26 protein-coding genes are annotated in these 26,608 nt (G+C 63.8%); 12 read left to right on the forward strand and 14 right to left on the reverse strand.

What is annotated here, in order from left to right; all coding sequences use genetic code 11:
* Window position 1: 1 nt before the first annotated feature.
* The 3 genes from AC1RCO_RS21040 to AC1RCO_RS21050 all read right to left on the reverse strand — a co-directional run bounded on the left by AC1RCO_RS21040 (window position 2) and on the right by AC1RCO_RS21050 (window position 1,969).
* Window positions 2–892, reverse strand: coding sequence for an esterase/lipase family protein (locus AC1RCO_RS21040; protein ID WP_011058985.1), 891 nt, complete (start codon window positions 890–892; stop codon window positions 2–4).
* Window positions 893–1,012: 120 nt separating this feature from the next.
* Window positions 1,013–1,318, reverse strand: coding sequence for a DMT family transporter (locus AC1RCO_RS21045; RefSeq protein WP_011058984.1), 306 nt, complete (start codon window positions 1,316–1,318; stop codon window positions 1,013–1,015).
* A gap of 12 nt (window positions 1,319–1,330) precedes the next feature.
* Entirely contained in the window at window positions 1,331–1,969 is a 639-nt protein-coding gene (locus AC1RCO_RS21050) for an FMN-dependent NADH-azoreductase (protein ID WP_072452016.1), read from the reverse strand.
* A 125-nt stretch (window positions 1,970–2,094) separates the two neighbouring features.
* Between AC1RCO_RS21050 and AC1RCO_RS21055 the strand changes: the two genes are divergently transcribed.
* Together AC1RCO_RS21055 and AC1RCO_RS21060 are read left to right on the forward strand one after the other, a co-directional pair.
* Entirely contained in the window at window positions 2,095–3,018 is a 924-nt protein-coding gene (locus tag AC1RCO_RS21055; RefSeq protein WP_492618015.1) for a LysR substrate-binding domain-containing protein, read from the forward strand.
* A gap of 110 nt (window positions 3,019–3,128) precedes the next feature.
* Window positions 3,129–3,659: a ferritin-like domain-containing protein gene (locus tag AC1RCO_RS21060; protein WP_015633957.1), complete on the forward strand. Its 531-nt coding sequence runs from the start codon at window positions 3,129–3,131 to the stop codon at window positions 3,657–3,659.
* A 66-nt stretch (window positions 3,660–3,725) separates the two neighbouring features.
* On the opposite strand, the gene AC1RCO_RS21065 is transcribed toward AC1RCO_RS21060, so the two are convergent.
* The gene (locus AC1RCO_RS21065; protein WP_015633956.1) at window positions 3,726–5,801 is read right to left on the reverse strand and encodes an AsmA family protein; all 2,076 of its coding nucleotides are present in this window, start codon (window positions 5,799–5,801) and stop codon (window positions 3,726–3,728) included.
* A 385-nt stretch (window positions 5,802–6,186) separates the two neighbouring features.
* Between AC1RCO_RS21065 and AC1RCO_RS21070 the strand changes: the two genes are divergently transcribed.
* The 7 genes from AC1RCO_RS21070 to AC1RCO_RS21100 all read left to right on the forward strand — a co-directional run bounded on the left by AC1RCO_RS21070 (window position 6,187) and on the right by AC1RCO_RS21100 (window position 11,449).
* Window positions 6,187–6,654: a hypothetical protein gene (locus AC1RCO_RS21070; protein ID WP_011058979.1), complete on the forward strand. Its 468-nt coding sequence runs from the start codon at window positions 6,187–6,189 to the stop codon at window positions 6,652–6,654.
* A 168-nt stretch (window positions 6,655–6,822) separates the two neighbouring features.
* Window positions 6,823–7,455 carry a TetR family transcriptional regulator gene (locus AC1RCO_RS21075; protein ID WP_011058978.1) on the forward strand — a complete coding sequence of 211 codons (633 nt, stop codon included), beginning with the start codon at window positions 6,823–6,825 and terminating at the stop codon, window positions 7,453–7,455.
* A 279-nt stretch (window positions 7,456–7,734) separates the two neighbouring features.
* Window positions 7,735–8,235: an urease accessory protein UreE gene (gene ureE, locus AC1RCO_RS21080; RefSeq protein ID WP_015633955.1), complete on the forward strand. Its 501-nt coding sequence runs from the start codon at window positions 7,735–7,737 to the stop codon at window positions 8,233–8,235.
* Window positions 8,232–8,906 carry an urease accessory protein UreF gene (locus AC1RCO_RS21085; protein WP_011058976.1) on the forward strand — a complete coding sequence of 225 codons (675 nt, stop codon included), beginning with the start codon at window positions 8,232–8,234 and terminating at the stop codon, window positions 8,904–8,906. Before ureE ends, AC1RCO_RS21085 begins: the two co-directional genes overlap by 4 nt.
* Before the next feature lie 9 nt (window positions 8,907–8,915).
* Window positions 8,916–9,530, forward strand: coding sequence for an urease accessory protein UreG (ureG, locus tag AC1RCO_RS21090; protein ID WP_492618016.1), 615 nt, complete (start codon window positions 8,916–8,918; stop codon window positions 9,528–9,530).
* A gap of 38 nt (window positions 9,531–9,568) precedes the next feature.
* A complete protein-coding gene (locus tag AC1RCO_RS21095) occupies window positions 9,569–10,141 on the forward strand; it encodes a HupE/UreJ family protein (protein WP_072443929.1) in 573 nt (190 codons plus the stop codon).
* 168 nt (window positions 10,142–10,309) lie between these two features.
* Window positions 10,310–11,449, forward strand: coding sequence for an AGE family epimerase/isomerase (locus AC1RCO_RS21100; protein ID WP_492618017.1), 1,140 nt, complete (start codon window positions 10,310–10,312; stop codon window positions 11,447–11,449).
* 73 nt (window positions 11,450–11,522) lie between these two features.
* Here AC1RCO_RS21100 and AC1RCO_RS21105 read toward each other — a convergent pair whose 3' ends face one another.
* The 9 genes from AC1RCO_RS21105 to amaB all read right to left on the reverse strand — a co-directional run bounded on the left by AC1RCO_RS21105 (window position 11,523) and on the right by amaB (window position 22,661).
* Window positions 11,523–12,428 carry a cation diffusion facilitator family transporter gene (locus AC1RCO_RS21105; RefSeq protein ID WP_011058972.1) on the reverse strand — a complete coding sequence of 302 codons (906 nt, stop codon included), beginning with the start codon at window positions 12,426–12,428 and terminating at the stop codon, window positions 11,523–11,525.
* A 247-nt stretch (window positions 12,429–12,675) separates the two neighbouring features.
* Entirely contained in the window at window positions 12,676–13,443 is a 768-nt protein-coding gene (locus AC1RCO_RS21110; protein ID WP_041115482.1) for an SDR family oxidoreductase, read from the reverse strand.
* Between the two features lie 873 nt (window positions 13,444–14,316).
* A complete protein-coding gene (locus tag AC1RCO_RS21115) occupies window positions 14,317–15,033 on the reverse strand; it encodes an ABC transporter ATP-binding protein (protein ID WP_011058970.1) in 717 nt (238 codons plus the stop codon).
* Window positions 15,030–15,902: an ATP-binding cassette domain-containing protein gene (locus AC1RCO_RS21120; RefSeq protein WP_011058969.1), complete on the reverse strand. Its 873-nt coding sequence runs from the start codon at window positions 15,900–15,902 to the stop codon at window positions 15,030–15,032. Before AC1RCO_RS21120 ends, AC1RCO_RS21115 begins: the two co-directional genes overlap by 4 nt.
* Window positions 15,899–17,194 carry a high-affinity branched-chain amino acid ABC transporter permease LivM gene (gene livM, locus AC1RCO_RS21125; protein ID WP_011058968.1) on the reverse strand — a complete coding sequence of 432 codons (1,296 nt, stop codon included), beginning with the start codon at window positions 17,192–17,194 and terminating at the stop codon, window positions 15,899–15,901. Before livM ends, AC1RCO_RS21120 begins: the two co-directional genes overlap by 4 nt.
* Before the next feature lie 2 nt (window positions 17,195–17,196).
* Window positions 17,197–18,111, reverse strand: coding sequence for an ABC transporter permease subunit (locus AC1RCO_RS21130; protein WP_011058967.1), 915 nt, complete (start codon window positions 18,109–18,111; stop codon window positions 17,197–17,199).
* Window positions 18,112–18,272: 161 nt separating this feature from the next.
* Window positions 18,273–19,409, reverse strand: coding sequence for a branched-chain amino acid ABC transporter substrate-binding protein (locus AC1RCO_RS21135; protein ID WP_011058966.1), 1,137 nt, complete (start codon window positions 19,407–19,409; stop codon window positions 18,273–18,275).
* Between the two features lie 364 nt (window positions 19,410–19,773).
* Complete coding sequence (amaA, locus tag AC1RCO_RS21140) at window positions 19,774–21,057, reverse strand: L-pipecolate oxidase (RefSeq protein ID WP_220223620.1); 1,284 nt, start codon at window positions 21,055–21,057, stop codon at window positions 19,774–19,776.
* A 113-nt stretch (window positions 21,058–21,170) separates the two neighbouring features.
* Complete coding sequence (gene amaB, locus AC1RCO_RS21145) at window positions 21,171–22,661, reverse strand: L-piperidine-6-carboxylate dehydrogenase (protein ID WP_282598878.1); 1,491 nt, start codon at window positions 22,659–22,661, stop codon at window positions 21,171–21,173.
* A 170-nt stretch (window positions 22,662–22,831) separates the two neighbouring features.
* Here amaB and AC1RCO_RS21150 point away from each other — a divergent pair, with 170 nt between their 5' ends.
* The 3 genes from AC1RCO_RS21150 (at window position 22,832) to nadE (ending at window position 25,982) form a co-directional block, all read left to right on the forward strand.
* Window positions 22,832–23,734 (forward strand): LysR family transcriptional regulator, encoded by a 903-nt coding sequence (locus AC1RCO_RS21150; protein ID WP_015633948.1) that lies wholly within the window; start codon window positions 22,832–22,834, stop codon window positions 23,732–23,734.
* Window positions 23,735–23,936: 202 nt separating this feature from the next.
* A complete protein-coding gene (gene pncB / locus AC1RCO_RS21155) occupies window positions 23,937–25,151 on the forward strand; it encodes a nicotinate phosphoribosyltransferase (protein ID WP_015633947.1) in 1,215 nt (404 codons plus the stop codon).
* A gap of 3 nt (window positions 25,152–25,154) precedes the next feature.
* The gene (nadE, locus tag AC1RCO_RS21160) at window positions 25,155–25,982 is read left to right on the forward strand and encodes an NAD(+) synthase (RefSeq protein ID WP_445494076.1); all 828 of its coding nucleotides are present in this window, start codon (window positions 25,155–25,157) and stop codon (window positions 25,980–25,982) included.
* 153 nt (window positions 25,983–26,135) lie between these two features.
* Here the strand turns inward: nadE and azu are convergent, their stop codons facing one another.
* Entirely contained in the window at window positions 26,136–26,582 is a 447-nt protein-coding gene (gene azu, locus AC1RCO_RS21165) for an azurin (protein ID WP_011058960.1), read from the reverse strand.
* Window positions 26,583–26,608: the final 26 nt, after the last annotated feature.

Consider the following 26,608-nt stretch of genomic DNA (forward strand, 5'->3'; position numbering starts at 1 on the left):
ATCAGAGGCCGGCGGCCTTGAGGCGCCGGGCATGTTCGACGAACAGGCGGATCGGCTCCGCGCCCTTGCCCACCAGCCCCAGGGACTGATTGACGATATCGAAATGGTCCAGCGGGTAATCATCGCCAATGACCTGCCCCAGGTGCGAGCTGTAGCGCCCCACCATGCCGTCGCACTGGCCGGCTTCACGGACGAAGGTGCGGGCGAACAGCCGGCAACTGCGGTTGGTGCCGTCGAACAGATTACGCCCGCGGTTGGTCTTGCCCGGCTGCAAAATGCCGGACCAGGAGTAGTAGTGCACACCGTCGACCTGCGCCGGCCCTTGCCCGCCCCATTCCTGCGGCAACCCCTGGGGGTACTGGCGGTTGAACAGGGCCACGCCCTCGGTGGTCAGGGACTGGTGCGAAGCATGGATATCCACCGGCTGCTTCGGTCCGCGATAGCCGGTTTCCAGCAACCGCATCAGGCTTGAAATCCCCCTCAGCAGCAGGCTCAGCACTCGCCCCCGCAGGCTATGGGCGGGTGAATGCCGTTGCAGATAATCCGCCAGCTCGGAGCCATGGTTGGGCCCCGCCACCGACGTCACCGAGGCCACCCAGTCCGGGCGCCTGGCGGCGGCGTAGCGCGCGGTGAGCGCGCCCTGGCTGTGGCCGATCAGGTTGACTCGGGCGGCGCCGGTCTCGGCCATGATCCGCTGGATCTGCGCCAGCAACTGCTCACCGCGCACCTCGCTGGAATTGAGCGGCGAGACCTGCACCGCGATCACCTGCGCCCCGCCCCGGCGCAAGGCCGGAATGATCCCGTACCAGTAGGGGTACAGCAGCAGGCGGACAAAGCCGAGCATGCCGGGCACCAGGACCAGGGGGTAACGGGTGGCAAGCTCTTGGGACATGCGGCGACATCCTTGTGCGAAGGCAGCGGGGCTGGCTGAAAGCTAGACCATAACCGGGGCCGTCGTCAGCCCCCATGACGCTTTGGCGACAAACCGGTGACAGCCCGTTTCTCCCGGTAGCTACTTCAGCCCGGCCACCCCCGCCACGATCAGCCCCACCGACACCAGCTTGACCGCCGTCAGGCTTTCTCCCAGCAGCAGGCAGCCCAGCAGCACCGTGCCCAGGGAACCGATGGCCGTCCAGATCGGGTAGGCCACGCTCACCGGCAACTCGCGCATGGCCAGGGTCAGGAAATAGATCCCGCCCACCGCCGCGACCACCGTCAGCAGCGACGGCCAGGGCCGGGTAAAGCCCTCGGCGTACTTCATGCCCATGGCGAACGTGACCTCGAAGGCCGCCGCCAGCAGCAGGAACATCCAGGCCATGGCGCCGCCCCCTCAGAAACTCTGCGCCAGGGCCAGCAGGCGCTGCTGGGCTTCGCCACAGGACTGCGCGAATCGCTCGGGCGCCGACTCCTCGCCTTCCGCCGCAACCACGGTGACGTCTTCGATACCGATAAAACCCAGGGCCGTGCGCAACCAGCGGTCCGCGTGGTTCATCGCTTCATGCTCGCCCCCCGGGCCAAAGCCGCCCCCGCCGCGGCTGGTAACGATCAACACCTTCTTGCCCTGCACCAGGGGCTGGTACTGGGCCACGCCGTTGTCCTGCTGGGTGTTGAAGGTCAGCCCCAGGCGCACGATGTGATCGACCCAGGCCTTGATCCCGCTGGGCACGCTGAAGTTGTGCATTGGCGCCGAGATCACCAGGCGCTGATGGCCAAGCAACTCCGCCACCAGTTCGTCGCTCAGGGCCAGGTCGGCCTGCATCGACAGAGGCCGCGCCTCGGGCTGTGGATAAAACGCGGCGGCGATAAAGGCTTCGCTGACGTGGGGCAAGGCACCCCGGCCAACCTCGCGCCGGGTCAACCGCCCCTGGGGATTGGCCGCTTGCCAGGCCTGGAGGAAGGCGTCGGCCAGGCGCCGGCTGTGGGAACGCTCGCCCCGTGGGCTACCGTGGATCGCAAGAACTGTACTCATCTCATCTGCCTCAGACGGGTTGCTGATGGCGGCCTTGAAACCAAGGCCGGTCCGCGCTAAAGCTAAGAGCACAGCCGCACTGCAACAAATGAACAGAATTTCTTCCAGATGAATTTATCTCAGCCATGGAGCACTCGATGTTCGCCCACCTGCCCCTCACCGCCCTGCGCACTTTCGAGTCCGCCGCGCGCCTGCTGAGTTTCAAGGCCGCCGCCGATGACCTGTCGGTGACGCCCACCGCGGTGTCGCACCAGATCCGCAGCCTGGAGCACTGGCTGGGGGTCGCGCTGTTCGAACGACTGCCGCGCCAGGTGCGCCTGACCGAGCCCGGCCAGCGCTTGTTTCACAGCTTGCACGGTGCTCTTTTGGAGGTGGCCCAGAGTGTCGATACGCTGCGGCCCACGCCCAGCAATGCCCAACTGACCGTTTCCACCACCGCGGCCTTTGCCGCCCTGTGGCTGGTGCCGCGGCTGGGGCGCTTCTATGCCCGGCACCCCGGCATCAGCCTGCGCCTGGATACCCAGTGCGAGGTGGTGGACCTGCAACAGGACGCCAGCATCGACGTGGCGATCCGCTACAGCCAGGAGGGCTACCTGGACCTGCACGGCCTGTGCCTGTTCGACGAACGTTTCGCAGTCTACGGCTCGCCCCAGCAGGTGGCCCTGGCCCGCCAGCAGGCGCCGACCCTGATCAGCGTGCACTGGCGCAACTCCCGGCTGTATGCCGACGGTTGGCAGGCCTGGTGCGCCCAGGCCGGGGAAAGCTGGTTCGATGACGCGCCGCTGATCCGCTCCTACGACGAGGAACAGTACGCCCTGCAAGCGGCCATTGCCGGCCAGGGCCTGGTCCTGGCCAGCGACATCCTGGTGTCCCAGAGCGTGGCCAGCGGCCTGCTGCAGCCCTACCGACCCGAAGTCCAGGTGGACGGCGCCGGCTACAGCGCCCTGTGCGTGCCCGGCCGCGAGCGCCATCCGCCGGTGCGCGCCTTTCTTCAATGGCTGCAGCAGGAATCATTGCTGGCCGGGCACCCGCCACTGGCACGCAGTTGACCGCCGGGCACATCCGATAAAACTTTTTGCCGCCGCCGCGACTCACAACCAAGGTAGCGATCAGGCCAACAGAGCCTGGCGTAAATCGGATTAGCCTCCAGGAGATCGAGATGAGCGACATGCATTTGTCTGATGTGAACACCCTGCGCGAACGGGCCCGCCAACACGTGGAAAACGGAGCCGTGACCGAGGGCTACAACGCCGATCGCGAGGAGATACTGCGCCTGCTCAACGAGTCGCTGGCCACCGAGCTGGTCTGTGTGTTGCGCTACAAGCGCCACTACTTCATGGCCAACGGGATCAAGGCCAGCGTCGCCGCCAGCGAGTTCCTCGAGCACGCCACCCAGGAAGCCGAGCACGCCGACAAACTGGCCGAGCGCATCGTCCAGCTCGGTGGCGAACCGGAGTTCAACCCCGACCTGCTGTCCAAGCACTCCCATGCCCAGTACGTGGCCGGCAACACCTTGAAGGAAATGGTCTACGAAGACCTGGTGGCGGAGCGCATCGCGGTCGACAGCTACCGCGAGATCATCCAGTACATCGGTGACAAGGACCCCACCACCCGCCGCCTGTTCGAAGAGATCCTGGCCCAGGAAGAAGAACACGCCGACGACATGGCAGACATCCTCAACGACCTGTAACGCCCTCTCCCCCAAGCCCGCCCTGCCTGCAGCGGCGGGCTTTTTTCTGGCCGCGCGCCCAGGCCCTTAATGAGTCGGTTTCACCGTCACCGGTGCCTTGCCCGAGCGCATCTGCTGCAACAGCGGCGCGCACTGGTTGGGCTCATCGCCGCTGGGCGCCACCAGCGCCAGCAGCCCCGCCGCCGGCCCGGCGATCACCCCCAGGGCCACCATGCCGGCACCGCGCAGTACCAGAGGCACGGCCTTGACCCCGGCACTGGGCTGGATGAACTTGCCCTGTACATAAAGCGGCGAGCGCAGGGAGAACAGGCGCAGGCCCTTGGATTCCGGAGTGATGGTCAGGTCCAGTTGCTCGCTGGCCATATTGGCGGTGCCATCGATGTAGATGATGGCGTTCTCGGTGTCGAAGACGAACAGCCGGGAAGTCGCCAGGCCGCTCTTGATGCCGAAGTCGGCTGCCGCGCAATTGATCTTCACTTCCTTGTCGCCAAACATCTTGCCGACCACATAGTTGCCGACGTTGAGCCCGGCGATTTCCATCAGGCTGCGGCTGATGGCGCCATCGTTGATCAGCATCTTCAGGTCACCGTTGGCGCTGCCCAGCAGGGCCGCCACCGAGTTGCCGCGACCGGCGATGTCGGCATCGCCATTGAGCTCGCCAAAGCTGGTCTTCATCGGTTCGAAGGTGGGGAACAGTTGCTTGAGCTTGAAATTGCGCGCCGTCAGCCTGGCCCGGCCCTCCAGCGGCGTGGTGTGGCCGTTGAGGCGGATCTGGGCGTCGAGCTTGCCGCCGGCCACGCCGAAGCGCAGGGGCTCCAGGCTGAGCTGGCCGTCGTTGAGCACCAGGTGGGTGTACAGATCGGTGAACGGCAGCTCGGCGCTGTGGACGATGCGCTTGCCGGTGAATTCCACATCGGCGTCCATGTCCCGCCAGCGCTCGGTGCGGAACTCTTCCACCGGCAGCACCTTGTCCGCCGGTTGCTTGCTCTCGCCGCCCCGGGCCTTCTGCTTGGCGTTGGAGTCGGCGCCGATCAGCGGCGCCAGATCGCTCATCAGCAACTGGTTGGACACCAGCGCGCCGCTGAGCTTGGGCCGTGGCTGGCTGGCCACGTAGGTCAGGTTGCCGTGGATGTCGCTGTCGCCGATCTTGCCGTTGAAGTCCTGGTAACTGAAGGTCGCGCCCGCCGGATCGTGCAGCTTGGCGGTCAGGTGGCCGTCGGTGGAATAGGGCGGCGAATCCGGCAGGGTCACCCCGGTCAGCGGGTAGAGGTTGCCCAGGCTGGTGCCCGCCAGCTTCAGGCGCAGATCCAGGGCGCCGAGGTTCAGCGGGTCGGTCAGGCTGCCGCGCAGCTCCACCTTGGTGTCGCCGATCTGCGCCTGGGCCTGCAGCGGAAAAGGCTTGCGGGAATCCTGCAAGGCCAGCAGGCCGCCGATCTTGCCGGTGCCGGCGAGCTTCTGCCCGTGATACTGGCCCTTGACCTTGAGGGCGAAGGCATAGGCCTGGGCCTCGGCGCCTTTCTCGGCCACCTTCTTCGCTTCACTTTCACCGACGATATCGCTGAACGGGATCGGCTTGCCGAGCAGTTCCACCTGCAGGTCCAGCTGGGTCTTCAGGCTCTGGTCGTCGAGGGTCACGTGGCCCTTGTCGAAACCGATGGCACCGATGTCCACCGTCCAGTTGGACGGTTCGGCGTTCGGGTCCTTGGGGTCGAACTTGAAAGTCCAGTTGGCGCGCCCGTCGGCCAGGCGCTGCAACGCGGCGTCGGGCTCGGTGAGGTCGATGCGCGGAATGCTCACCCGTTGCGCCAGCAGGGCCAGAGGCGAAATGCGCAGCTCAACCCGCTTGAGGCTGACCATCTGCGGCGCCTTGGACCAGTCCGGGTTGCCCAGGGTCAGGTCTTGGGCCACCACGTGAGGCCAGGGCACCCAGGCCCGCCAGCCACCTTCGTCAGGTTCGCGTTGCCAGACCACCGACAAATCGCCATTGATCGCGAAGGGCCGGTGCAACTCCTCGGAGACCTTGGCATTGAGCGTGGGTTTGATCCGGTTCCAATCGAAGAACGCGATCACCAGTACCAGCACCGCCAGTAGCAGGATCAGGCCAGTGATGGACCAGGCGAGAATTTTACGAGTGCGCGTCATTGCACGAGGCTCCTGAAGACAACTGAGCGCCCAACCACGACGCATCGATGAACTGCCGATGGAAAAATCACCGGCCATGAAAACTACGACTGACAAAGCCCGCGCAGGTTTAATCCGGCTACCCGATCCGCTGAAAAAACCTGCTTTCCTGATCACTCGGACAGCTTTGTGTTACCTCGAGCCGCCCCTCCCTGAAGCGGCAGTGAGTCGAAAATACCCACCCTGGTGCAAAAGCAATCGGCGTTAACGCCCGAGCTAGAGCCTTCGCGGCAAACAATCAATTCCGTTGATTATTACCATTGTGTTTATGAACTTTTATATCGATTTAGCGGCGGTAACATTAGCTCCGTACCCAATTTATCGCCCTACCAAGGAGCAACCCATCATGAAACGCCAACTTTTACTGAGCCTCGCCTTATCTGTTCTGGCTGCCAACGCCTTCGCCCTGCCAGCCGCTGAACAAGCCACCCCACAGGTCAAGGCCAGCCACAGCGTGTTCACCCAGACCCTGGCCGAAGGCGGTTCGGATCGCCTGATTGAACGCAACAAAGTCGCTGCCGACGGTTATGACCGTACTCCACAAGGCCAGAGCGTTGCCGAAGACGGCTATGATCGCACCCCTCAAGGCCAGAACGTTGCCGAAGATGGCTACGACCGTACACCTCAAGGCCAGAACGTCGCCGAAGATGGCTACGACCGCACCCCACAAGGTCAAAACGTAGCTGAAGGCGGCCGTGATCGCCTGGAAGAGAAAGGCCTGGTGGAAGATGGCTACAGCCGTACACCTCAAGGTCAGACCGTTGCCGAAGGCGGTGCTGATCGCCTGGCCGAACGTCATCAAGCTGCGAGCTGAGGCCATGCTGGCCCTGGAAAAAAGCCCGATCCCTGGATCGGGCTTTGACTTTTATAGCAGCTGCATTTTTCCCCCTGCCTCTCCCGCCTGTCTCTGACAGCAGTTCGACTCCGGCAAAGTTGATTTGCTAGAGTGCGCCGCTCCCATTGAGCAAAGAACGCCCCGCCGATGCTGCCCCGCGCCGAACAGAAGCAACAGACCCGCAACGCCCTGATGGATGCCGCCCGGCACCTGATGGAGTGTGGCCGTGGGTTTGGCAGCCTGAGCCTGCGGGAAGTGGCGAAAGCCGCGGGTATCGTGCCCACCGGTTTCTACCGGCACTTCAGCGATATGGACCAACTGGGCCTGGAACTGGTCAGCGAAGTCGGCCAGACCTTTCGCGAAACCATCCGCCTGGTGCGCCACAATGAATTCGTCATGGGCGGCATCATCGATGCCTCGGTACGCATCTTCCTCGATGTGGTGGAAGCCAAGCGCTCGCAGTTCCTGTTTCTGGCCCGAGAGCAGTACGGCGGCTCGCTGCCGGTTCGCCAGGCCATCGCCACCTTGCGCGAGAACATCAGTTCGGACCTCGCCGCCGACCTCACCCTGATGCCCAAGCTCCAGCACCTGGACGCCGCCGATCTCAGCGTCATGGCCGACCTGATCGTCAAAAGCGTGTTCGCCACCCTGCCCGACATCATCGATCCCCCGGCCCAGGCCCTGCCCGAACACCTCACGCCCCAGGCCAAGATCACCCAGCAACTGCGCTTCATCTTCATCGGCCTCAAGCACTGGCAAGGCCTGGGCAGCACCGAGTAACTCGCCCGCACCGCCCCCCTTCACACTATGCGCCCCGCTCTGGCCTGCGCGTTTGCGCCTGCCTGCCCGCCGGGCACCGGATTGCAGCAAAAACATTTCCCGCGCACCAACTCAGTGCTATAAATCAGCTCAGCGCATCAATTTGTAACAAGATGAAACAAGGTTTTGCCCCTTTTTCAGGCGCAGTTCCGGCATCGAGAAAGGGTTTTCCCTCTCCACCGAGTGATTGGCAAGGCCCTTGCTCTGGCTTGTGCATCGCTCATAGTTGGAAGCTTTCCGATGCTGGTGATCCACCGCAGAACCGCCCCCCAAGCCACCTGGTCCGCCGAACTGCACCTGACTTACGAGGCCCGCAGCAAAAGCCGCCTGCGCTGTTTCAGTGCCGCCGGTGAAGACGTCGGCCTGTTTCTGGAGCGGGGCCAGCCACCGCTGCACGATGGGGAGTTCCTGGAGGCCGAGGACGGGCGCATCGTCAAGGTCTGCGCCCGCCCGGAAGCCCTGCTGCACGTCACCTGCCGCAACGCCTTCGAACTGACCCGCGCCGCCTATCACCTGGGCAACCGCCACGTGGCCCTGCAGGTGGGTGACGGCTGGCTGCGCCTGCTGGACGACTATGTGCTCAAGGCCATGCTCGAACAGCTGGGGGCCAGCACCGCGCCCCTTGAGGCACCGTTCCAGCCCGAGCATGGCGCCTATGGCGGCGGCCACCATCATTCGCGCCACGGCGATGAAGACTTCAACTATCCGCCGCGCCTGCACCAGTTCGGCGTCCGCCCATGAACCCGGCCTGGGCCCTGCTGCGCCTGGCCAGCCCGCAGTTGCCGATTGGCGGCTACAGCTATTCCCAGGGCCTGGAAATGGCCGTGGAGCAGCAGCGGGTAAATGATCAGGCCAGCGCCCGCCGCTGGATCAGCGATCAACTGCTGCTGAACCTGGCACGCTTCGAAGCACCGCTGCTGCTCGCCCACTGCCAGGCCGCAGCCGACCAGGACTGGGCCCGCTTGCAGCAGTTGAGCGAGGAACATCGCGCCAGCCGCGAAACCCGCGAGCTTTACCAGGAAAGCCGGCAGATGGGTTATTCCCTCAAGCAACTGCTGGAGGGTTTGCCGGAACTGGACAGCGATGCCAGGGAACTGCTGACGCACCAGGACGAACCCCACCTGGCCCTGGGCTGGGCCCTGGCGGCACGGGCCTGGGGCATCAGCCCGGCGGACGCCCTGGCCGCCTGGCTGTGGAGCTGGCTGGAGAACCAGCTGGCGGTGCTGATGAAGACCCTGCCCCTGGGCCAGCAGGCCGCCCAGCGCCTGACCAGCGAGCTGCTGCCACTGTTGCAGCAAGCCCAGCACCACGCCGCGAACCTTGACCCCAACCATCATGGCAGCGCCGCTTTCGGCCTGTCCCTGGCGAGCATGGCCCACGAGCGCCAGTACAGCCGCCTGTTCCGTTCCTAGGAGAAACTCATGAACGCACAACCTCTGCGCGTCGGCATCGGCGGCCCGGTGGGCTCCGGTAAAACCGCCCTGACCCTGGCCCTGTGCCTGGCCCTGCGCGAGCGCTACAACCTGGCGGTGGTGACCAACGATATCTACACCCGCGAAGACGCCGACTTCCTGGTACGCAATGAGGCCCTGGCGCCGGAACGGATCATCGGCGTGGAAACCGGCGGCTGCCCGCACACCGCGATCCGCGAAGACGCCTCGATCAATCTGGAAGCGGTGGACCAGTTGAACCGGCGCTTTCCCCGGCTCGACCTGATCCTGGTGGAGTCCGGCGGCGACAACCTCTCGGCCACCTTCAGCCCCGAACTCTCCGATCTGACCATCTATGTGATCGACGTTTCCGCCGGTGACAAGCTGCCGCGCAAGGGCGGTCCGGGCATCTGCAAATCCGACCTGCTGGTGATCAACAAGATCGACCTGGCGCCGCTGGTGGGAGCCTCCCTGGAGATGATGAACAGCGATACCCAGCGCATGCGCGGCGGCAAGCCGTTCGTCTTCAGCAACCAGAAAACCGGCCAGGGCCTGGCGGACATCATCGCCTTCATCGAACGCCAGGGCCTGCTCACCGCTGCCTGATCCCCGAACCCAATCCGCTCAACAAGGAAAGCCACTCCATGACCCTAAAACGCATCCTCGGGGCCCTGGCCCTGCTGCTGACCCCGGCCCTGGCCTTCGCCCACCCGGGCCATGGCGACAACGGCCTGATGGCCGGTATCAGCCACCCCATCAGCGGCCTCGACCACCTGCTGGCCATGCTCGCTGTCGGCCTGTGGGCCGCCCAGCAGCAAGGCGCCGCACGCTGGGCGCTGCCTTGCACCTTCGTCGGCACCATGCTGATCGGTGGCGTGCTGGGCTTCGAGGGCCTGGAGTTGCCGGCCCTGGAAAGCGGCATCGCCGCTTCGGTATTGGCCCTGGGCCTGGCCGTGGCCCTGGCCGTGCGCCCGCCCCTGAGCCTGGCGATTGCCGCCACCGCGCTGTTTGCCCTGTTCCATGGCGTGGCCCACGGCCTGGAACTGCCGGACATGTCCAACCCTTGGGCCTATGCCGCCGGTTTTGTGGCGGCCACTGCGGCCCTGCATGCCGCCGGCTATGCCGTGGTACGGGTACTGCCTCAGGCGGCAGCGCCGCTGGTGCGCCTGGCCGGTGCGGCCTCGGCCGCTACGGGCGTCTGGTTGCTGGCAGGCTGATCCCTGCTTCATCTGCAGGAGCCGGCTTGCCGGCGAAGGCGGTCTTGCGGGCCTCCTTCGCTGGCAAGCCAGCTCCTGCCAGCAGGTCGTGCTCGGCGGGCAAGCCGCCTTGTGGGGCTTCTCTGGTAACATGTCGCGCATTCAAAACTGCCGTGACGACGCCAGCCAATGCCCGATGTATCCCGTTCCGCCGCCTCGCCTGAACCGAGCGCTCTGTTCAACGCCATGCAGCAGCATTTCCACAAGGTGATAGTGCCGCTATGGCAGGGCCCGGGCTGGAATCCGCAGTTGGCGCTGCCCTATGAGGCGCTGGACGCCGAGCATCGGCCGCTGCCGCCGCAGCGCTACCGAGCCATGGCCTGTGCCCGGCAGTTGTATCTGTTCTCCCAATTGATCGGCGATGCCGCCGCGCCCTTTGCCCAGGAGCGCGCCGCCGCGCTGTTTCGCTCGCTGCAGCGGCACTTTCACGACGCAGAGCACGGCGGCTGGTTCTACAGCATCGACCCCGAAGGCGCGCCGCTGGATAGGCGCAAGGACCTCTACACCCACGCCTTCATCCTCTTCGCCTGCGCTCACTACTGGGCCAAGGTCCGCGAGCCGTTGGTGGAGTCGGTGCTCAACGCCGCCCTGGAAGTGGTAGCCCAGCGCTTCGCCCGCGGCGACGGGCTCTACGAAGCCAGCCTCGCCGAGGACTGGTCCATATTGGGTTCGGGGCCCCTGCAGAATCCACTGATGCACCTGGCCGAAGCCTTTCTCGCGATCCTGGCCGTACGCGAGGACGCTGCGGTGCAAGCCGCGTTGCTGGACCTGTGCCAGGCCATGCAGCAGCAGTTCATCGACCCCCAGCACGGGGTGATGATGGAGAAGCCCCTGGGAGCTGTGGATAACTGGTTCGAGCCGGGGCACCAGTTCGAGTGGTACTTCCTGCTGGCCTCATCACAGTTACTGCGCGGCAGCGCCCTGCACGCTTGCGTGGAACGAGCCTTCGCCTTTACCGAGCAACTGGGTGTCGAGCCCAAGAGCGGCGCCGTGTGCGCCATGCTCGAACTGCCGCCCCGAGCCGGCGTCAAGGACGCCACCCAGCGCATCTGGGCCCAGGCCGAGTACCTGCGCGCCCTGACCTTGCGTGCGGACAGCCAGACGCCCTTGCTGCGTCAGCTAAAGACGCTGCAAGCGCATTTTCTGCATGCCGGGGGCTGGAATGAATGCCTGGATGCCAGCGGCGCGGTCAGCCGGCGGGATATGCCGTCGACCACGCCTTATCACCTGGCGACCTGTTATCGCGGGCTGGCGGAATATTTTGCCTGAAGCCCTTGGCCGGCAAGCCGGCTCCTACGCGGTGTTGTAGGAGCCGGCTTGCCGGCGAAACAGGCGCCGCCCATCAAGCGATCCACTTGCGATCCCCGGTAAAGCTGATGGTCAGCCAGCGCGCTGCGTCGGCCTCTCCCAACTGGCTGGAAATCTCCTCGCGCAAGCGGTCCAGAGTCGCTACATCCTGCAGCGGATAGTGCGCCGGCAAGACGATATGGATCTCGATGAACCGCGCCCGACCGTGCTTCTGCACGTAGCTGATGTAGTCGTCGAAACCATGGGCGGCCTTGGCCTGCTCCATCACATTGCGGACCTTTTCGTCCAACTGGTCCGGGGCGATCCCCAGCACATCACGCAGGGCCGGGCGCAGGATCTTCAGCGCCGGCGGCAACATGCTCAGGGCCAGCAGGATCAGGATCGCCGGGTCGACATACACTGCCCACTGGCCGTGCCCGTACTGCTTGAGCAGCAAGGCGATGATGAAGCTCACCAGCAGCCCCACCGATAGCATCGCGTCCACCAGCCAGCTGATGTTGTCGAACTGGATCAGCGACGACTTGAGCTTGCGGTTACGCCGGCGCACGTAGAAGAAGTAGGCGAACTCCGCCACGGCGAAAAACGCCGCATAGAAAATCACCAGCCCCAGCTCGACCTCGCGGCCACCGTTGATGATGCCGAACACCCCATTGAGGAAGGCGTAGATGGCGATGAGCATCAGGAAGCTGCCTTCGATCAGCAGCACCATGGGTTCCAGGTGCCAGAAGCCGAACTGGAAACGGTGGTTGCTTTCCTTGGCGATCAGCTTGGCGGTGATCAGCATCAGGACCTTGATGAAGGTGGCGATCAGCGAAAAAAATCCATCGAACAGGATGGATTGGGCGCCAGAAACAAAACCCGTGACGATACCGGCGATCGCCACGGCGAACATCAGTACGGTCGATTGTTTGAGCAGAGCCTGCTCACCTCGGTTACTCACGATTCCTCCTATCGAACTTCAAAAACGCCGCCTCGTGTGAGGCAGCGGCGAAATTTCTGGCGGGAATTCTAACCTGTCAGGGCTGACCACAAGCTGAAACGAATCAGCTTATGTGTATCCGAGTACAACTGTAGCCGCTGCCGAGCGATGGCGAGGCTGCGACCGCCTCCGCAGGAGGCGCAAGATCTTGCGGGCGCTGGAGGGCCCTGCGGCCCTGTCGCAGCCTGCGGCAGCGGCTACAGGGGGCTCATGACTTGGCGTTGCGTTCGATGGCGAAACCGGCCCAGGTCTGGCTCACAGGCATCAGCTCCAGGCTGTTGATGTTGACGTGTGCCGGGGTATTGAGCACCCAGAAAATGGTGTCGGCGATGTCCTCGGGCTGGATCGGCTCGGCCCCGGCGTAGGTGGCGTCGTAGCGTGCCTGGTCACCGGCGAAGCGCACCAGGGAGAACTCGCTTTCGCACAGCCCCGGCTCGATGTTGGTGACGCGCACGCCGGTGCCCTGCAGGTCGCAGCGCAGGTTCAGGGAGAACTGTTTGACGAAGGCCTTGCTCGCGCCATAGACGTGGCTGCCCGGGTACGGGTAGTTGCCGGCGATGGAGCCCAGGTTGACGATGCCTGCGCCGCGGCCATGGGCGATCAACCGTGGCAGCAGCAGGCGGGTGCTGTACATCAGGCCCTTGATGTTGGTGTCGACCATGGTGTCCCAGTCATCCAGGTCGCACTTGGGCGCCGGGTCCACGCCCAGGGCCAGGCCGGCGTTGTTGATCAGCCCGCGCAGCTTGCTGAACGAAGGCGGCAACTGGGCGATGGCCTCTTCCATGGCCTTGCGGTCGCGCACATCGAGCACCAGGCCATGCACCTCGGTCTGTTTGGACAGCTCCGCGCACAGGGCGCTGAGGCGCTCCTCGCGGCGGCCGGTCAGTACCAGGGACCAGCCGGCTGCGGCAAAGCGCCGGGCGCAGGCTTCGCCAAAACCGGAAGTCGCGCCCGTAATGAACAGTGTGGAAGTCATGGTGTTCTCCTTGCTGGGTGGCGAGCCGCCGTTTCGATAAAAAACGCTTCGCAGCATGCCCGGGCCGGCTCCTACCGGCAACCGCGCCGTTGGCCGTAAAGAGCCGCAAGCGGTGAGCGCGCCCGATGTTCGCTGTACAAAAAACACTCACCGGGCGCCAAGCCTCGGGTTACGTGGCCTGCAGCCATGTGCACGCACCTTATCCACAGGCCGGTCCACAGTCTTTGGGGGCAAGTGCAAAGGGCTGAAAGCCGCTATCCACAGGGCCTGCGCGGATTCAGCAGAAGTTTTTTGCTTGACCCGGACCGCGGGTCCATGCAGCCGGCCCGGGCAAAGATGACCGCACGGTCAAGGTTGACAAGGCCAGAGGCCAGTAACTACGCCGCTCAGAGCCGTCTTTCCAGAGTTTAATCACAGACTTATCCACAGGCTTATCCCAACCCTTTTCCAGGTACAGCTGCGACAATAAAAAGGTTGACAAGCGCACCTTCAGCTCCCACAAAAAGCACCGATCAAAAAACAACCAATCGCCTGCAAGCCACGTGGTTAAAGGCCTGCAGCCAGCTACACCCACGTTACCCACAGCCCGCTCCACAGCAAACGGGGACAAGTCAAAACAGTGGAAAAACAACTGTTTGCAGCGTCTTTATGCCGCGTTAAAGCAGCTTGCCAGGAATGTTTTCCACAATTACCGGACACAGGCTTGGTGCAGGCGCAAAGCGCCAGTCGGCGCTCGGTGAAATCAGAAAGGCGGTCAGGCGGCCCCCTTCGCTGGCAAGCCAGCGCCTACAGGGGAGGACGGGATGGGGGTGGGCATAACAATGCCCCGGCGGCGCGGGCCGGCGGGGCATGCTTTATCCACAGAGCGGACGGTCAGTGGCCGCCCAGGTAAGCGTTGCGCACCTCCTCGTTGACCAGCAGTTCCTTGCCGGTGCCGCTCAGGCGGATCTCGCCGTTGACCATCACGTAGGCGCGGTCCGAGAGCTTCAGCGCGTGGTTGGCGTTCTGCTCCACCAGGAAGATGGTCATGCCGGTGGCCGCCAACTCCCTCAAGGTGGCGAAGATCTGCTTCACCACGATCGGCGCCAGGCCCAGGCTCGGCTCATCCAGCAGCAGCAACTTGGGCCGGCTCATCAATGCCCGGGCAATGGCCAGCATCTGCTGCTCGCCGCCAGACATGGTCATGGCCCGCTGGGTACGCCGTTCCTTGAGCCGGGGAAACAGCTCGAACATGCGCTGCATGTCCTCATTGGCGTACTTGTCGCCAATCGGGATGGTGCCCATCAGCAGGTTTTCCTCCACGGTCATGTCGGGGAACACCCGACGCCCTTCCGGGGACTGGGCGATGCCGTTGGAGGCGATGTAGTGGGACGACTTGTGGGTGATGTCCACACCGCGATAGAGAATCTGCCCGGACTCCGCCCGGGGCTGGCCGAAGATCGACATCAGCAGGGTCGACTTGCCGGCGCCGTTGGAGCCGATCAGGCTCACGGTTTCCCCTTCGTTGATGTGCAGCGAGACTTTCTTCAGGGCCTGGATCGGGCCGTAGTACACGTCCAGGTCCTTGAGTTCGAGGATAGGTTGAGTCATGCCAGTTCCTCTTCGTCGGCACCCAGGTAGGCGGCAATCACTTTCGGATCATTGCGGATCGCCTCCGGGCCGCCCTCGGCGATCACGTTGCCGTGGTCGAGCACCACGATGTGGTCGGAAATACTCATCACCATGCCCATGTCGTGTTCGATCAGCACCACGGTCAGGTCGTGCTCGTCGCGCAGCAGCCGGATCATTGCGCTCAGCGCTTCGGTTTCCTGGGGGTTGAGGCCGGCGGCCGGCTCGTCGAGGCAGATGATCTGCGGCCGGGTACACATGGCCCGGGCGATCTCCAGGCGCCGTTGCTGGCCGTAGGACAGCTCGCCGGCCAGGCGGTTGGCGCAGTCCACCAGGTCCACCACCTCCAGCCAGTAGAAGGCATGGTCCAGGGCGGCGCTTTCCGCCTTGCGGTAGCCCTTGGTGTTGAGGATGCCCGCCAGCAGGTTGCGGTTGACCCACATGTGCTGGGCCACCAGCAGGTTTTCCACCACGGACATTTCCTTGAACAGGCGAATGTTCTGGAAGGTCCGCGCCAGCCCGGCGCGGTTCACCAGGTGGGTGCCGCCGAACATCTTGTAGTACAAGCGGCTGGCGAAGCTTTTCGGCGAGACGAAGTCGGTGGCGCGAAAGGGCTCGCCCAGGAGCTTGATGACGTTGGTCTGCCGGCCCCGGGTATTGAGCTCGATGCGCCCGCCGGAGGCCTTGTAGAAGCCGGTCAGGCAGTTGAACACCGTGGTCTTGCCGGCGCCGTTGGGGCCGATCAGGGCGAAGATCGAGTTGCGCTTGACCTTCAGGCTGACGTCGCTGAGGGCCTTGATGCCACCGAAGTGCATCATCAGGTTTTCGACCGAAAGAATGTATTCGCTCATGGCGCGTTCCCCTCAGTCAGAGCACCTTTGCGTGGAGTGACGCCGGTGCGGCTGATGCGGATCAGCCCTCGCGGTCGCCAGATCATCATCAACACCATGAGAATGCCGAACAGCAGCACCCGGTACTCGGAGAAGCTGCGCAGCAACTCCGGCGCCACAGTCAGCACGAAGGCCGCGATCACCACGCCCACCGTCGAGCCCATGCCCCCCAGCACCACGATGGCCAGGATCAGCGCCGATTCGAAGAAGGTGAACGACGACGGGTTGACGAAGCCCTGGTAGCTGGCGAAGAACACCCCGGCCAGGCCGGCGGTGGAAGCACCGATGGTGAAGGCCGAGAGTTTGACCAACACATGGTTCAGGCCCATGGCGCGGCAGGCGATCTCGTCTTCACGCAGGGCTTCCCAGGCCCGCCCCACGGGCATGCGGGTCAGCCGGTGCTTGATGTAGAGCACCAGCAGCACCACCAGGAACAGCACGATGTAGATGAACAGGAATTTCAGGTTGGGGTTGTATTCCAGGCCGAAGAACTCATGAAACGGCACCCCGCCGTCCTTGGCCTTGCGGCCGAACTCCAGGCCCAGGAAAGTCGGCGACGGCACCGGCATGCCGTTGGGGCCACCGGTGAAGGACAGCCAGTTATTGAGCACCAGGCGGATGATCTCGCCGAAGCCCAGGGTCACGATGGCCAGGTAGTCGCCGTGCATCCTCAGCACCGGGAAGCCCAATATGCACCCCGCCAGGGCCGCGGCAATCGCCGCCAGGGGCAGCACGGTCCAGAAGCCCAGGCCCAGGTACTGGTAGCCCAGGGCCAGGCCGTAGGCGCCGATGGCGTAGAACGCCACGTAACCCAGGTCCAGCAGGCCCGCCAGCCCCACCACGATGTTCAGCCCCAGGCCCAGCAGTACGTAGATCAACCCGAGAATGACCACGGTCAGCAGGTACTTGTTGGCGAAGAACGGAAACACGATGGCGATCACGATCAGGGCCGGGATGATCCAGCGCAGCCGCGACTTGTAGTCCGGCGCCAGCACATGCACGCCGGAGCCGGTGCTTTCAAAGCCCTGGAGAATCTTCAGGCCCTTGGGGGTTTGCAGGAACAGGCTCAGGGCCAGCCGGCCGGCCATGACAATGGCTACCAGCCAGGCCACGCGAGTCGGCTGCAGGTTGAAACTGTAGCCATCGAGCACCACACCCACGATGGGGCCAAACACGATCAGCGAGATCAGCCCGGCCAGCACGGCGTCGATGACGCTCTTTTTGATATCAATCGGTTTATTGGCAGCAGACATACTTACACCTTCGCCACGAGTGGGCGACCCAGCAGGCCTTGGGGACGGAAGATCAGGATCAGCACCAGCAGCGAGAAACTGAACACGTCTTTGTAGTCGGAGTTGATCAAGCCGGAGAACAGCGACTCGGAGATGCCGAGGATGATCCCGCCGAGCATCGCCCCAGGCAGCGAGCCGATGCCGCCGAGTACCGCAGCGGTGAACGCCTTGATGCCGATGACGAAGCCGGCATAGAAGTCGAACGTGCCGTAGTTCATGGTGATCAGCACCCCGGCCAGGGCCGCCATGGCCGCGCCGATGACGAACACGTAGGAGATCACCCGGTCGGTGTTGATGCCGAGGATCGAGGCCATCTTGCGGTCTTGCTGGGTGGCCCGGCACATACGCCCGAGCTTGGTGTACTTGATGATGTAGGTGAGCAGCGCCATGCCGGCGAACGCCGCCACCAGGATGAAGATCTTGGTGTAGGTGAGCTGCACGAAGCCTGTGCCGATATCGACTTTCCAGGCCCCGGCCAGCAGGGTCGGAACCCCTTGCTGCTTGGCGCCCTGGCTGATCTGCGCGTAGTTCTGCAGGATCAGCGAAATGCCGATGGCGCTGATCAGCGGCGCCAGGCGGGTGGAGTTGCGCAGGGGTTTGTAGGCCACGCGCTCGATGACCCAGCCATAGATCCCCGTCACCACGACGGTGAAGATCAGCGTGCCGAGAATGAGTAGCGGGAAGGATTCAATGCCGAAATAGGCCAGCAGAGCCAGACTGATTGCCGCGAGGTAGGCGGAAATCATGTAAACCTCGCCGTGGGCGAAGTTGATCATGCCGATGATGCCATAGACCATTGTGTAGCCGATGGCGATCAGACCGTAGACGGACCCGAGGGTCAGCCCATTGATCAGTTGCTGCAGGAAAATACCATCCATAACGCAATCTCACGGACTTGAGAGACTGCACAGGCCGTCGACGCCGGACAGGGATCACCCGTCTGCGCAACACGTCCGTTGTGCAGCTCTACGAGAAAAGGCAAGTACTGCACGAGCAGGGACCGGTACCAGGGGGTGGTACCGGCCCGTTCGGACTCATGTCACTTCTGTTTTTCCAGCTGGTGGTACTTGCCGTCCTTGTCCCACTGATAGACCACGTAGTCGGAAACCTTGAGGTCACCCTTGGCGTCCCAGGACTTCTCGCCCATCACGGTTTTCACCGGATTGGCCTTGAGCCATTTGGCCGCATCTTCGCCCTTGTTGGACTTGGCGCCGCCGAAGCCGGCCGCCAGGGCCTGGATCGAGGCATAAGCGTACAGGGTATAGCCCTCGGGCTCGGTGCCGGCCTTGCGGAAGGCATCCACCACGGCCTTGCTGTCTGGCAGCAGGCGCGGGTCGGCGCCGAAGGTCATGTACACGCCGTCAACGTATTGCGGGCCACCGGCGGTGGTCACCAATTCGTCGGTAACGATGCCGTCGTCGGACATGAACTTGACGTCCTTCAGGCCCTGCTCGCGCAGTTGGCGTACCAGCGGACCGGCTTCCGGATGCAGGCCGCCGAAGTACACCACGTCGGCGCCGGCGGCGCGGATCTTGGTCACCACGGCGCTGAAGTCTTTCTCGCCACGGGTCAGGCCCTCGTACAGCACCGGGGTCACGCCGCGCTTGGTCAACTGTGCCTTGGTGGCATCCGCCAGGCCCTGGCCGTAGGTGTCCTTGTCGTGCAGCACCACGACTTTCTTGCCCTTGAGCACATCGATGATGTAGTCACCGGCGACGATGCCCTGCTGGTCGTCACGCCCGCACATGCGGAACATCGCGGAGAGGCCACGCTCGGTGACCTGGGGGTTGGTGGAGCCCGGGGTGATGGCAATCACACCGGCGTCGCTGTACACCTCGGAAGCCGGAATGGTCGACGAGGAGCAGAAGTGCCCGACCACGCCGGCCACCTTGTCCTGGTCCACCAGGCGGTTGGCCACTGCCACCGCCTGCTTGGGTTCACAGGCGTCATCGCCCTTGACCAGGACGATCTTCTCGCCGTTGACCCCGCCCTTGGCGTTGATCTCGTCAGCCGCTGCCTGTGCACCCTTCATGTACTGCTCGCCAAATGCCGCGTTGGCGCCTGTCATGGGACCCGCTACACCGATCTTCAGGTCGGCTTGAGCAAACGCAGAAACACCCAGCGCAGTTGCCACTGCGAGGGCCAGAAAGCCTTTCTTGTAAAACGTCTGGGACATGAGGTGGTGCTCCAAGGTTTTTTTAGTTGGCACTGCGACTTCACTAAGGTTGCTCAGAGCAAGCGCCGTGCCAGTGGTTTTTTATTCTGAAAAAAGTCGCTGTCTTATTGTTATTTCGACTGTTTCGAGCCCTTTTTTATTGGGCGTGCAACCGTCTAAACCGCGGAAGGTAAAACCCTGCTTTTTAATGGGCGCAACCCATGCGTGCCATCATTGCAACCGCGACACAATTCAACGTGCAACCCTGCTGTAACAGCTCGCGTCACCGAACTGCACACTGCTGGTGCGAGACTGCTACGAGCCGCACCATTACAGGCTAGTCGCTGCATCGAAAAGCGTCGTCGGCCGCCCACTATTTCCTTGTTCAGATCACAATTCGCAGGCACTGGCCCGCGTGGTAGAGGGAGAAGCCGGCTTCGTACAGGCAACTGCGCAAGCCCACGCCGGCCAGGGGCTGCATGGCTGCGAAGGGGATCGGCAGGGCCTGGGGGTCGCCGTTGCACAGGTAGTCGGCGAAGGCCTTGCCCACCACGGTTCCGGTGGTCACGCCCCGGCCGTTGTAACCGGTGACAGCCACCAGGCCCGGGGCCGGCTCGAACAGGCGCATCAGGTGGTCGGGGGTGAAGGCGATGCAGCCGGTCCAGGTGCATTCCCACTCCACCGGCTTGAGGTACGGGAAGTAATGCTGCTGTACGCGGTCGGCCCAGGCCTTGAGGAACCACAAGGGCTTCTGGCTGCCATTGCCCAGGCTGCCCAGCAACAGGCGGCCCTCGGCATCCCGGCGGATGCTGCTGAGCACCTGTCGGGTATCCCAGGAGCCCTGGCCCCCGGGCAGGATCTGCCGGGCCGCTTCTTCGGTCAGGGGCGCGGAAGCCACCTGGTAGTAGTAGCCGGGGAAGAAGTTGCGCCGCAGCTCGGTCCAGTCGCCTTCGGTGTAGGCGTTGGAGGCGATCACCACCTGCTCGGCCAGCACCGAGCCCTGCTCGGTCTGCACCGACCAGCGCTGGCCCTGGCGCTCCAGGCGGGTGACCGCGGAATGGTCGAACAGACGCCCGCCCAATTCCGTCGCCGCCCTGGCCAGGCCGCTGACGTAAGCCATGGGGTTGAGGGTTCCCGCCCGCCGGTCGAGCAGGGCCGCGGCAATCTTGCGAGTGCCGGTGGCCGCTTCGCACGCCGCGCCGGTCAGCAACTCCACGGGGGCCCCGCGACGTTTCCACTGTTCTTCACGGCTGCGCAGATCGGCCTCGCCCCGGGCGTTGTGGGCCATGTGCAAAGTGCCTTCGCGGCGCAGCTGGCAATCGATGTGGTACTTGTCCACCAGGCTGAACACCAATGACGGCGCCGCGCCGAGCATGCGGTTGAGCTGGCTGCCCACCTGCTCGCCGAAACCGGCCTCGATCTCGTCCGGCGGGATCCACATGCCGGCGTTCACCAGCCCGACGTTGCGCCCTGAACCGCCGTGCCCCGCGCGGTGGGCTTCGACCACACAGACCCGCTTGCCCTGCTCCAGCAAATGCACGGCGGCCGACAGCCCGGTGAAGCCGGCGCCGATGATGCACACATCCGCCGTCAGCTCGCCCTTGAGCGGCGCCCTGTCAGGCCGTTGCGGGGTGAGTGTTTCCCACAGACATTGTTCTTGTAGCGCCATTGCCAGACTCCGAAATCAACGAACCACAGACGCTGAAACGCACTTGCCGCTGTTCGCCAGCAAGCTGGCTCCTACAAACCTCCCCGCAGGAGCGAGCGTGCTCGCGAAAAGACTCAATCGAAGGTGATGCCCTGGGCCAGCGGCAGCTCCCGGGAGTAGTTGACGGTGTTGGTCTGGCGCCGCATGTAGCCGCGCCAGGCATCGGAGCCGGATTCGCGACCGCCGCCGGTTTCCTTCTCGCCGCCGAAGGCGCCGCCGATCTCTGCGCCGCTGGGGCCGATGTTGACGTTGGCGATGCCGCAGTCGCTGCCCACCGCCGACATGAACTGCTCGGCCTCACGCACGTCGGTGGTGAAGATGCAGGACGACAGGCCCTGAGGCACGGCGTTGTTCAGGCGCAGCGCTTCTTCGAAGTCGTTGTAGCCGATCACATAGAGGATCGGCGCGAAGGTTTCGCTGCACACCACCTCGCTCTGCTCGGGCATTTCGACGATGGCCGGCGACACGTAGTAGGCGTTGGGGAACTGGTCCTGCAACTGGCGCTGGCCGCCGAAGACCCGGCCGCCCTCGCTCAGGGCCTGCTCCAGGGCATCCTGCATCGCCTCGAAACTGTGCTTGTCGATCAGCGGGCCGATCAGGTTGCCTTCCAGCGGGTGGCCGATGCGCACCTTGGAATAGGCCGTCTTGAGGCGGCTGATGATTTCCTCTTTCACCGACTCGTGGGCAATCAGGCGACGCAGGGTGGTGCAACGCTGGCCGGCGGTACCCACGGCGCTGAACAGGATGGCGCGCACCGCCATGTCCAGATCGGCGCTGGGGCCGAGGATCATGGCATTGTTGCCGCCCAGTTCGAGGATGCTGCGGGCAAAACGCGCGGCCACTTTCGGAGCCACTTCGCGGCCCATGCGGGTGCTGCCGGTGGCACTGATCAGGGCCACCCGCGGATCGTCCACCAGGGCGGCGCCGGCATCACGGCCGCCGATGATCACCTGGCTCAGGTATTCGGGCGCATCCTGGAAGTTCTTCAACACGCGCTCCAGCAGCGCCTGGCAGGCCAGGGCGGTGAGCGGGGTCTTTTCCGAGGGTTTCCAGATCACCGGGTTGCCGCAGACCAGCGCCAGGGTGGTGTTCCAGGCCCAGACCGCTACCGGGAAGTTGAAGGCGCTGATCACCCCGACAACCCCCAGGGGATGCCAGGTTTCACGCATGTGATGGCCCGAGCGCTCGGAGGCGATGGTCAGGCCGTAGAGCTGGCGCGACAGGCCGACGGCGAAGTCGCAGATGTCGATCATTTCCTGCACTTCCCCCAGGCCTTCCTGGGTGATCTTGCCGGCTTCCCAGGACACCAGCTCCCCCAGGTCGGCCTTGTACTCGCGCAGCACCTCGCCGAATTGCCGCACCAGCTCGCCGCGACGGGGTGCCGGCACCTTGCGCCACAGGGCGAATGCATGCTCTGCGCGACTGACCTGCTGCTCCACCTCGGCGGCGCCCTGCCAGTTCACCGCGGCGATCCGGCTGCCGTCGATGGGCGAGTGCACAGGCTGGGTGCCCGACTGGTACAGGGCCGGGTTGACACCCAGACGATCAAGCAATGCGGCAACCATGGGGTTACTCCTTACAGATGAAAGCGAAAGAACCAGGCCGCTGCGACGGCCATCAAGGCTAGTAGTTGTAGCTGGCCCGAGACTTGCCAACAAACGACCTTTAAGCGAGATATCATTCCGTTTATTCATGCTGAGCCGCTCGCTGGCACCCATAAGAACAAGGACCACCCATGCTCAACAAACGCTACTTGCCGTCGATCACCGCCCTGCAGTGCTTCGAGGCCGTGACCCGGCACCTGAGCTTCACCCGTGCGGCCGAAGAGCTCAACCTGACCCAGAGCGCGGTGAGCAAGCAAGTGGCGCAACTGGAAGAGCTGCTGCAACACCTGCTGTTTCGTCGGGTACGGCGGCGCCTGCAACTGACTCCGGCCGGCGACCTGTACCTGGTGGAGGTGCGCAAGATTCTCACCCAGGTGGAGATGTCTACCCATTACCTGCGTTCCTACGGCGGCGAGACCGAAGTCCTACGAGTCTCCACGCCTTACACTTTTGGCGCCCGCTGGCTGGTGCCGCGCCTCAAGGGCTGGCGACTGCGCCACCCGCACATCCACCTGGACCTGTGCAATGAGCAAGAGCCTGACGAACTGCTCCAGGGCCATGCCGACCTGGCCTTCTACTTCGGCCAGGGGTCACGCCCCGGCACCGAGAGCCTGAAGCTGTTCAGCGAAGAGCTGGTGGCGGTCTGCGCCCCTGACAGCCTGCCCGCCGAGCCCTTGACCGACCCCAGGCAACTCACTGAACTGGTGCTGTTGCAGAACGCTTCACGGCCCCAGGGCTGGCACGAATGGTTCGACCAACAGGGCTACCAGACCGAGCACAGCTACCACGGCCCACGCTTCGAAACCTTCTATATGTGCATCCGTGCGGCCCAGGTCGGCTGCGGGGTCGCCCTGCTGCCACGTTTTCTGGTGGAAGAAGAACTGGCTGAAGGCAAGCTGGTGATCGCCTGGGAATACGCCATGCCCAGCCAGGACGCCTATTACCTGGCCTACCCCGAACACTCGGCGGAAGTGCCCAAGGTCCGGGACTTCGTGCGCTGGATGCTCGAACACAACGACTCGCCCCTCCCGTAGGAGCCGGCTTGCCGGCGATGGGGCCCTTGAGCCCTGCTCAAGACTGAAGATCCGTTCGCTGGCAAGCCAGCTCCTACGACCGGAGAATGGCCCGCCACAAAAAACACTGGCAAAGCGCTGCGCGTCTATGCGCCACTAGCGCCTTCATTGAAAGAGCTGAATGCCGCACTTGTCCGTCGCGGCCAGCATGGAGATTCCCGTTATGAGCGAGAGTGTGTTTGCCGATCGCATCGTGCAGAACCTGCTCGACACCGACTTCTACAAACTGACCATGATGCAGGCGGTGCTGCACAACTACCCCAACGTCGAGGTGGAATGGGAGTTTCGTTGCCGTAACAGCGAGGACCTGCGGCCCTATCTGGCAGAGATCCGCTACCAGTTCGAGCGCCTGGCGGAACTGAGCCTGAGCGCCGACCAGTTGGGCTTTCTCGAACGAATCAGCTTCCTCAAGCCGGATTTCCTGCGCTTTCTCGGGCTGTTTCGCTTCAACCTGCGCTACGTGCATACAGGCATCGAGGACGGCGAGCTGTTTATCCGCCTGCGCGGCCCCTGGCTGCACGTGATCCTGTTCGAAGTGCCGATGCTGGCCATCATCAGCGAGGTGCGCAACCGCTACCGCTATCGCGAGATCCAGCTGGTCCAGGCCCGCGAGCAGCTGTACCGCAAGTTCGACTGGCTGACCGCCAACGCCAGCAGCGAAGAACTTTCCGAGCTGCAAGTGGCGGATTTCGGCACCCGCCGACGCTTTTCCTACCGAGTCCAGGAAGAAGTAGTGAACGTGCTCAAGCACGATTTCCCCGGACGTTTTGTCGGCACCAGCAACGTGCACCTGTCCCGGGAACTGAACATGAAACCCCTGGGCACCATGGCCCACGAATGGATCATGGCCCACCAGCAACTGGGGCCGCGGCTGATCGACAGCCAGATCGCCGCCCTCGACTGCTGGGTCCGCGAATACCGTGGCTTGCTGGGCATCGCCCTGACGGATTGCATCACCACCGATGCCTTCCTCGGCGATTTCGACCTGTTCTTCGCCAAGCTGTTCGACGGCCTGCGCCACGACTCCGGCGACCCGATCCTCTGGGCGGAAAAGGCCATCGCCCACTACCACAAGCTGGGCATCGATCCGATGAGCAAGACCCTGGTGTTCTCCGACAGCCTGAGCCTGCCGCGCGCCCTGGAAATATTCCGTGCGCTGCGGGGGCGGATCAATGTCAGCTTCGGCATCGGCACCAACCTGACCTGTGACATTCCCGGTGTCGAGCCGATGAGCATCGTGCTTAAAATGGCTGCCTGCAATGGCCAGCCCGTCGCCAAGATCTCCGATGAAGCGGGCAAGACCCATTGCAAGGATCCGAACTTCGTCGCTTACTTGCGCCACGTTTTCCAAGTACCTGCCCAACCTGGCAAGGAGTGAATCATGCAAGCCGTACAGCGTGAGATTGCGCAGCAGCTCAAGGTCCAAGCACCTTTTCCCGACCACGCCGCCCTTGAGGCAGAAATCGCCCGGCGCATCCGCTTCATCCAGGACTGCCTGGTCAATTCCGGGCTCAAATCCCTGGTGCTGGGCATCAGCGGCGGTGTCGACTCCCTGACCGCCGGCCTGCTGGCCCAACGGGCGATGCGTGAATTGCGCGAACGCAGCGGGGACGATGGCTACCGCTTCATTGCCGTGCGCCTGCCCTATGAGACCCAGTTCGACGAGCACGATGCCCAGGCCTCGGTGGACTTCATCAACCCTGACGAACGCCACACCGTGAACATCGGCCCGGCGGTCAGGGCCCTGGCCAACGAAGTGGCGGCCTTCGAGGGGCAGCACGCGGTGTCCCGGGATTTCGTCCTCGGCAACACCAAGGCGCGGATGCGCATGGTGGCCCAGTACACCATCGCCGGCGCCGCCCATGGCCTGGTGATAGGCACCGACCACGCCGCCGAAGCGGTGATGGGTTTCTTTACCAAGTTCGGTGACGGCGCCTGCGACCTGGCGCCCCTGAGCGGCCTGGTGAAAAACCAGGTGCGCTCCATTGCCCGCCACTTCGGTGCCCCGGAATCGCTGGTGGAAAAGGTCCCTACCGCCGACCTCGAAGACCTGTCGCCGGGCAAGCCGGACGAAGCGTCCCACGGCGTCACCTACGCCGAGATCGACGCCTTCCTGCATGGCCAGCCGGTACGTGAGGAAGCCTTCAAGATCATCTGCGACACCTACCGCAAGACCCGTCACAAACGCGTCATGCCCTTCGCCCCATGACCCGCCTCGCTCTGTAGGTGCCGGCTTGCCGGCGAAAGGGCCGCTTGTGCTGCACAAGGCTCGAGGGCCTCTTCGCGGGCAAGCCCGCTCCTACGGATGCACACAAAAAAAGCGCCCCTGGGGGCGCTTTCTTGTTGCAGCCGGGCCTGATGCTTACTTCAGGACCACAGCGCCTTTCATCATCGAGTTGTGGCCTGGGAACGAGCAGAAGAACTGGTAGCTTTCGCCAGCGGTCAGCTTCGATACGTCGAAGGTCACCGAATCTTTCTCGCCGGCACCGATGATCTTGGTGTGGGCGATGACGCGGGTGTCGCCTTCCTTCAGGTAGCTCTTGTCGATGCCGGCGGCCATGCCGTCGGTGGCGATGCCAGCCATGTCTGCGGTCTTGCTCAGTACCCAGTTGTGGCCCATGACGTTCTTCGGCAGGCTGCCGGAGTGGGTCAGGTTCACGGTGAAGGTCTTGCAGCTCTTGTCGATGGTGATTTCCTTAGTGTTGAAGGACATCTGGTCGGTAGAGTCGACATCGACCTTGCATTCGGCGGCCATCAGTTGGCTGCTGGCCAGTGTCAACAGGGATACCGCAACGAGTTTGGCAAACATGGTGAATCTCCAAGGCAGGGTTAACA

The sequence above is a fragment of the Pseudomonas sp. GW823-FHT03E05 genome (genome assembly GCF_058796855.1).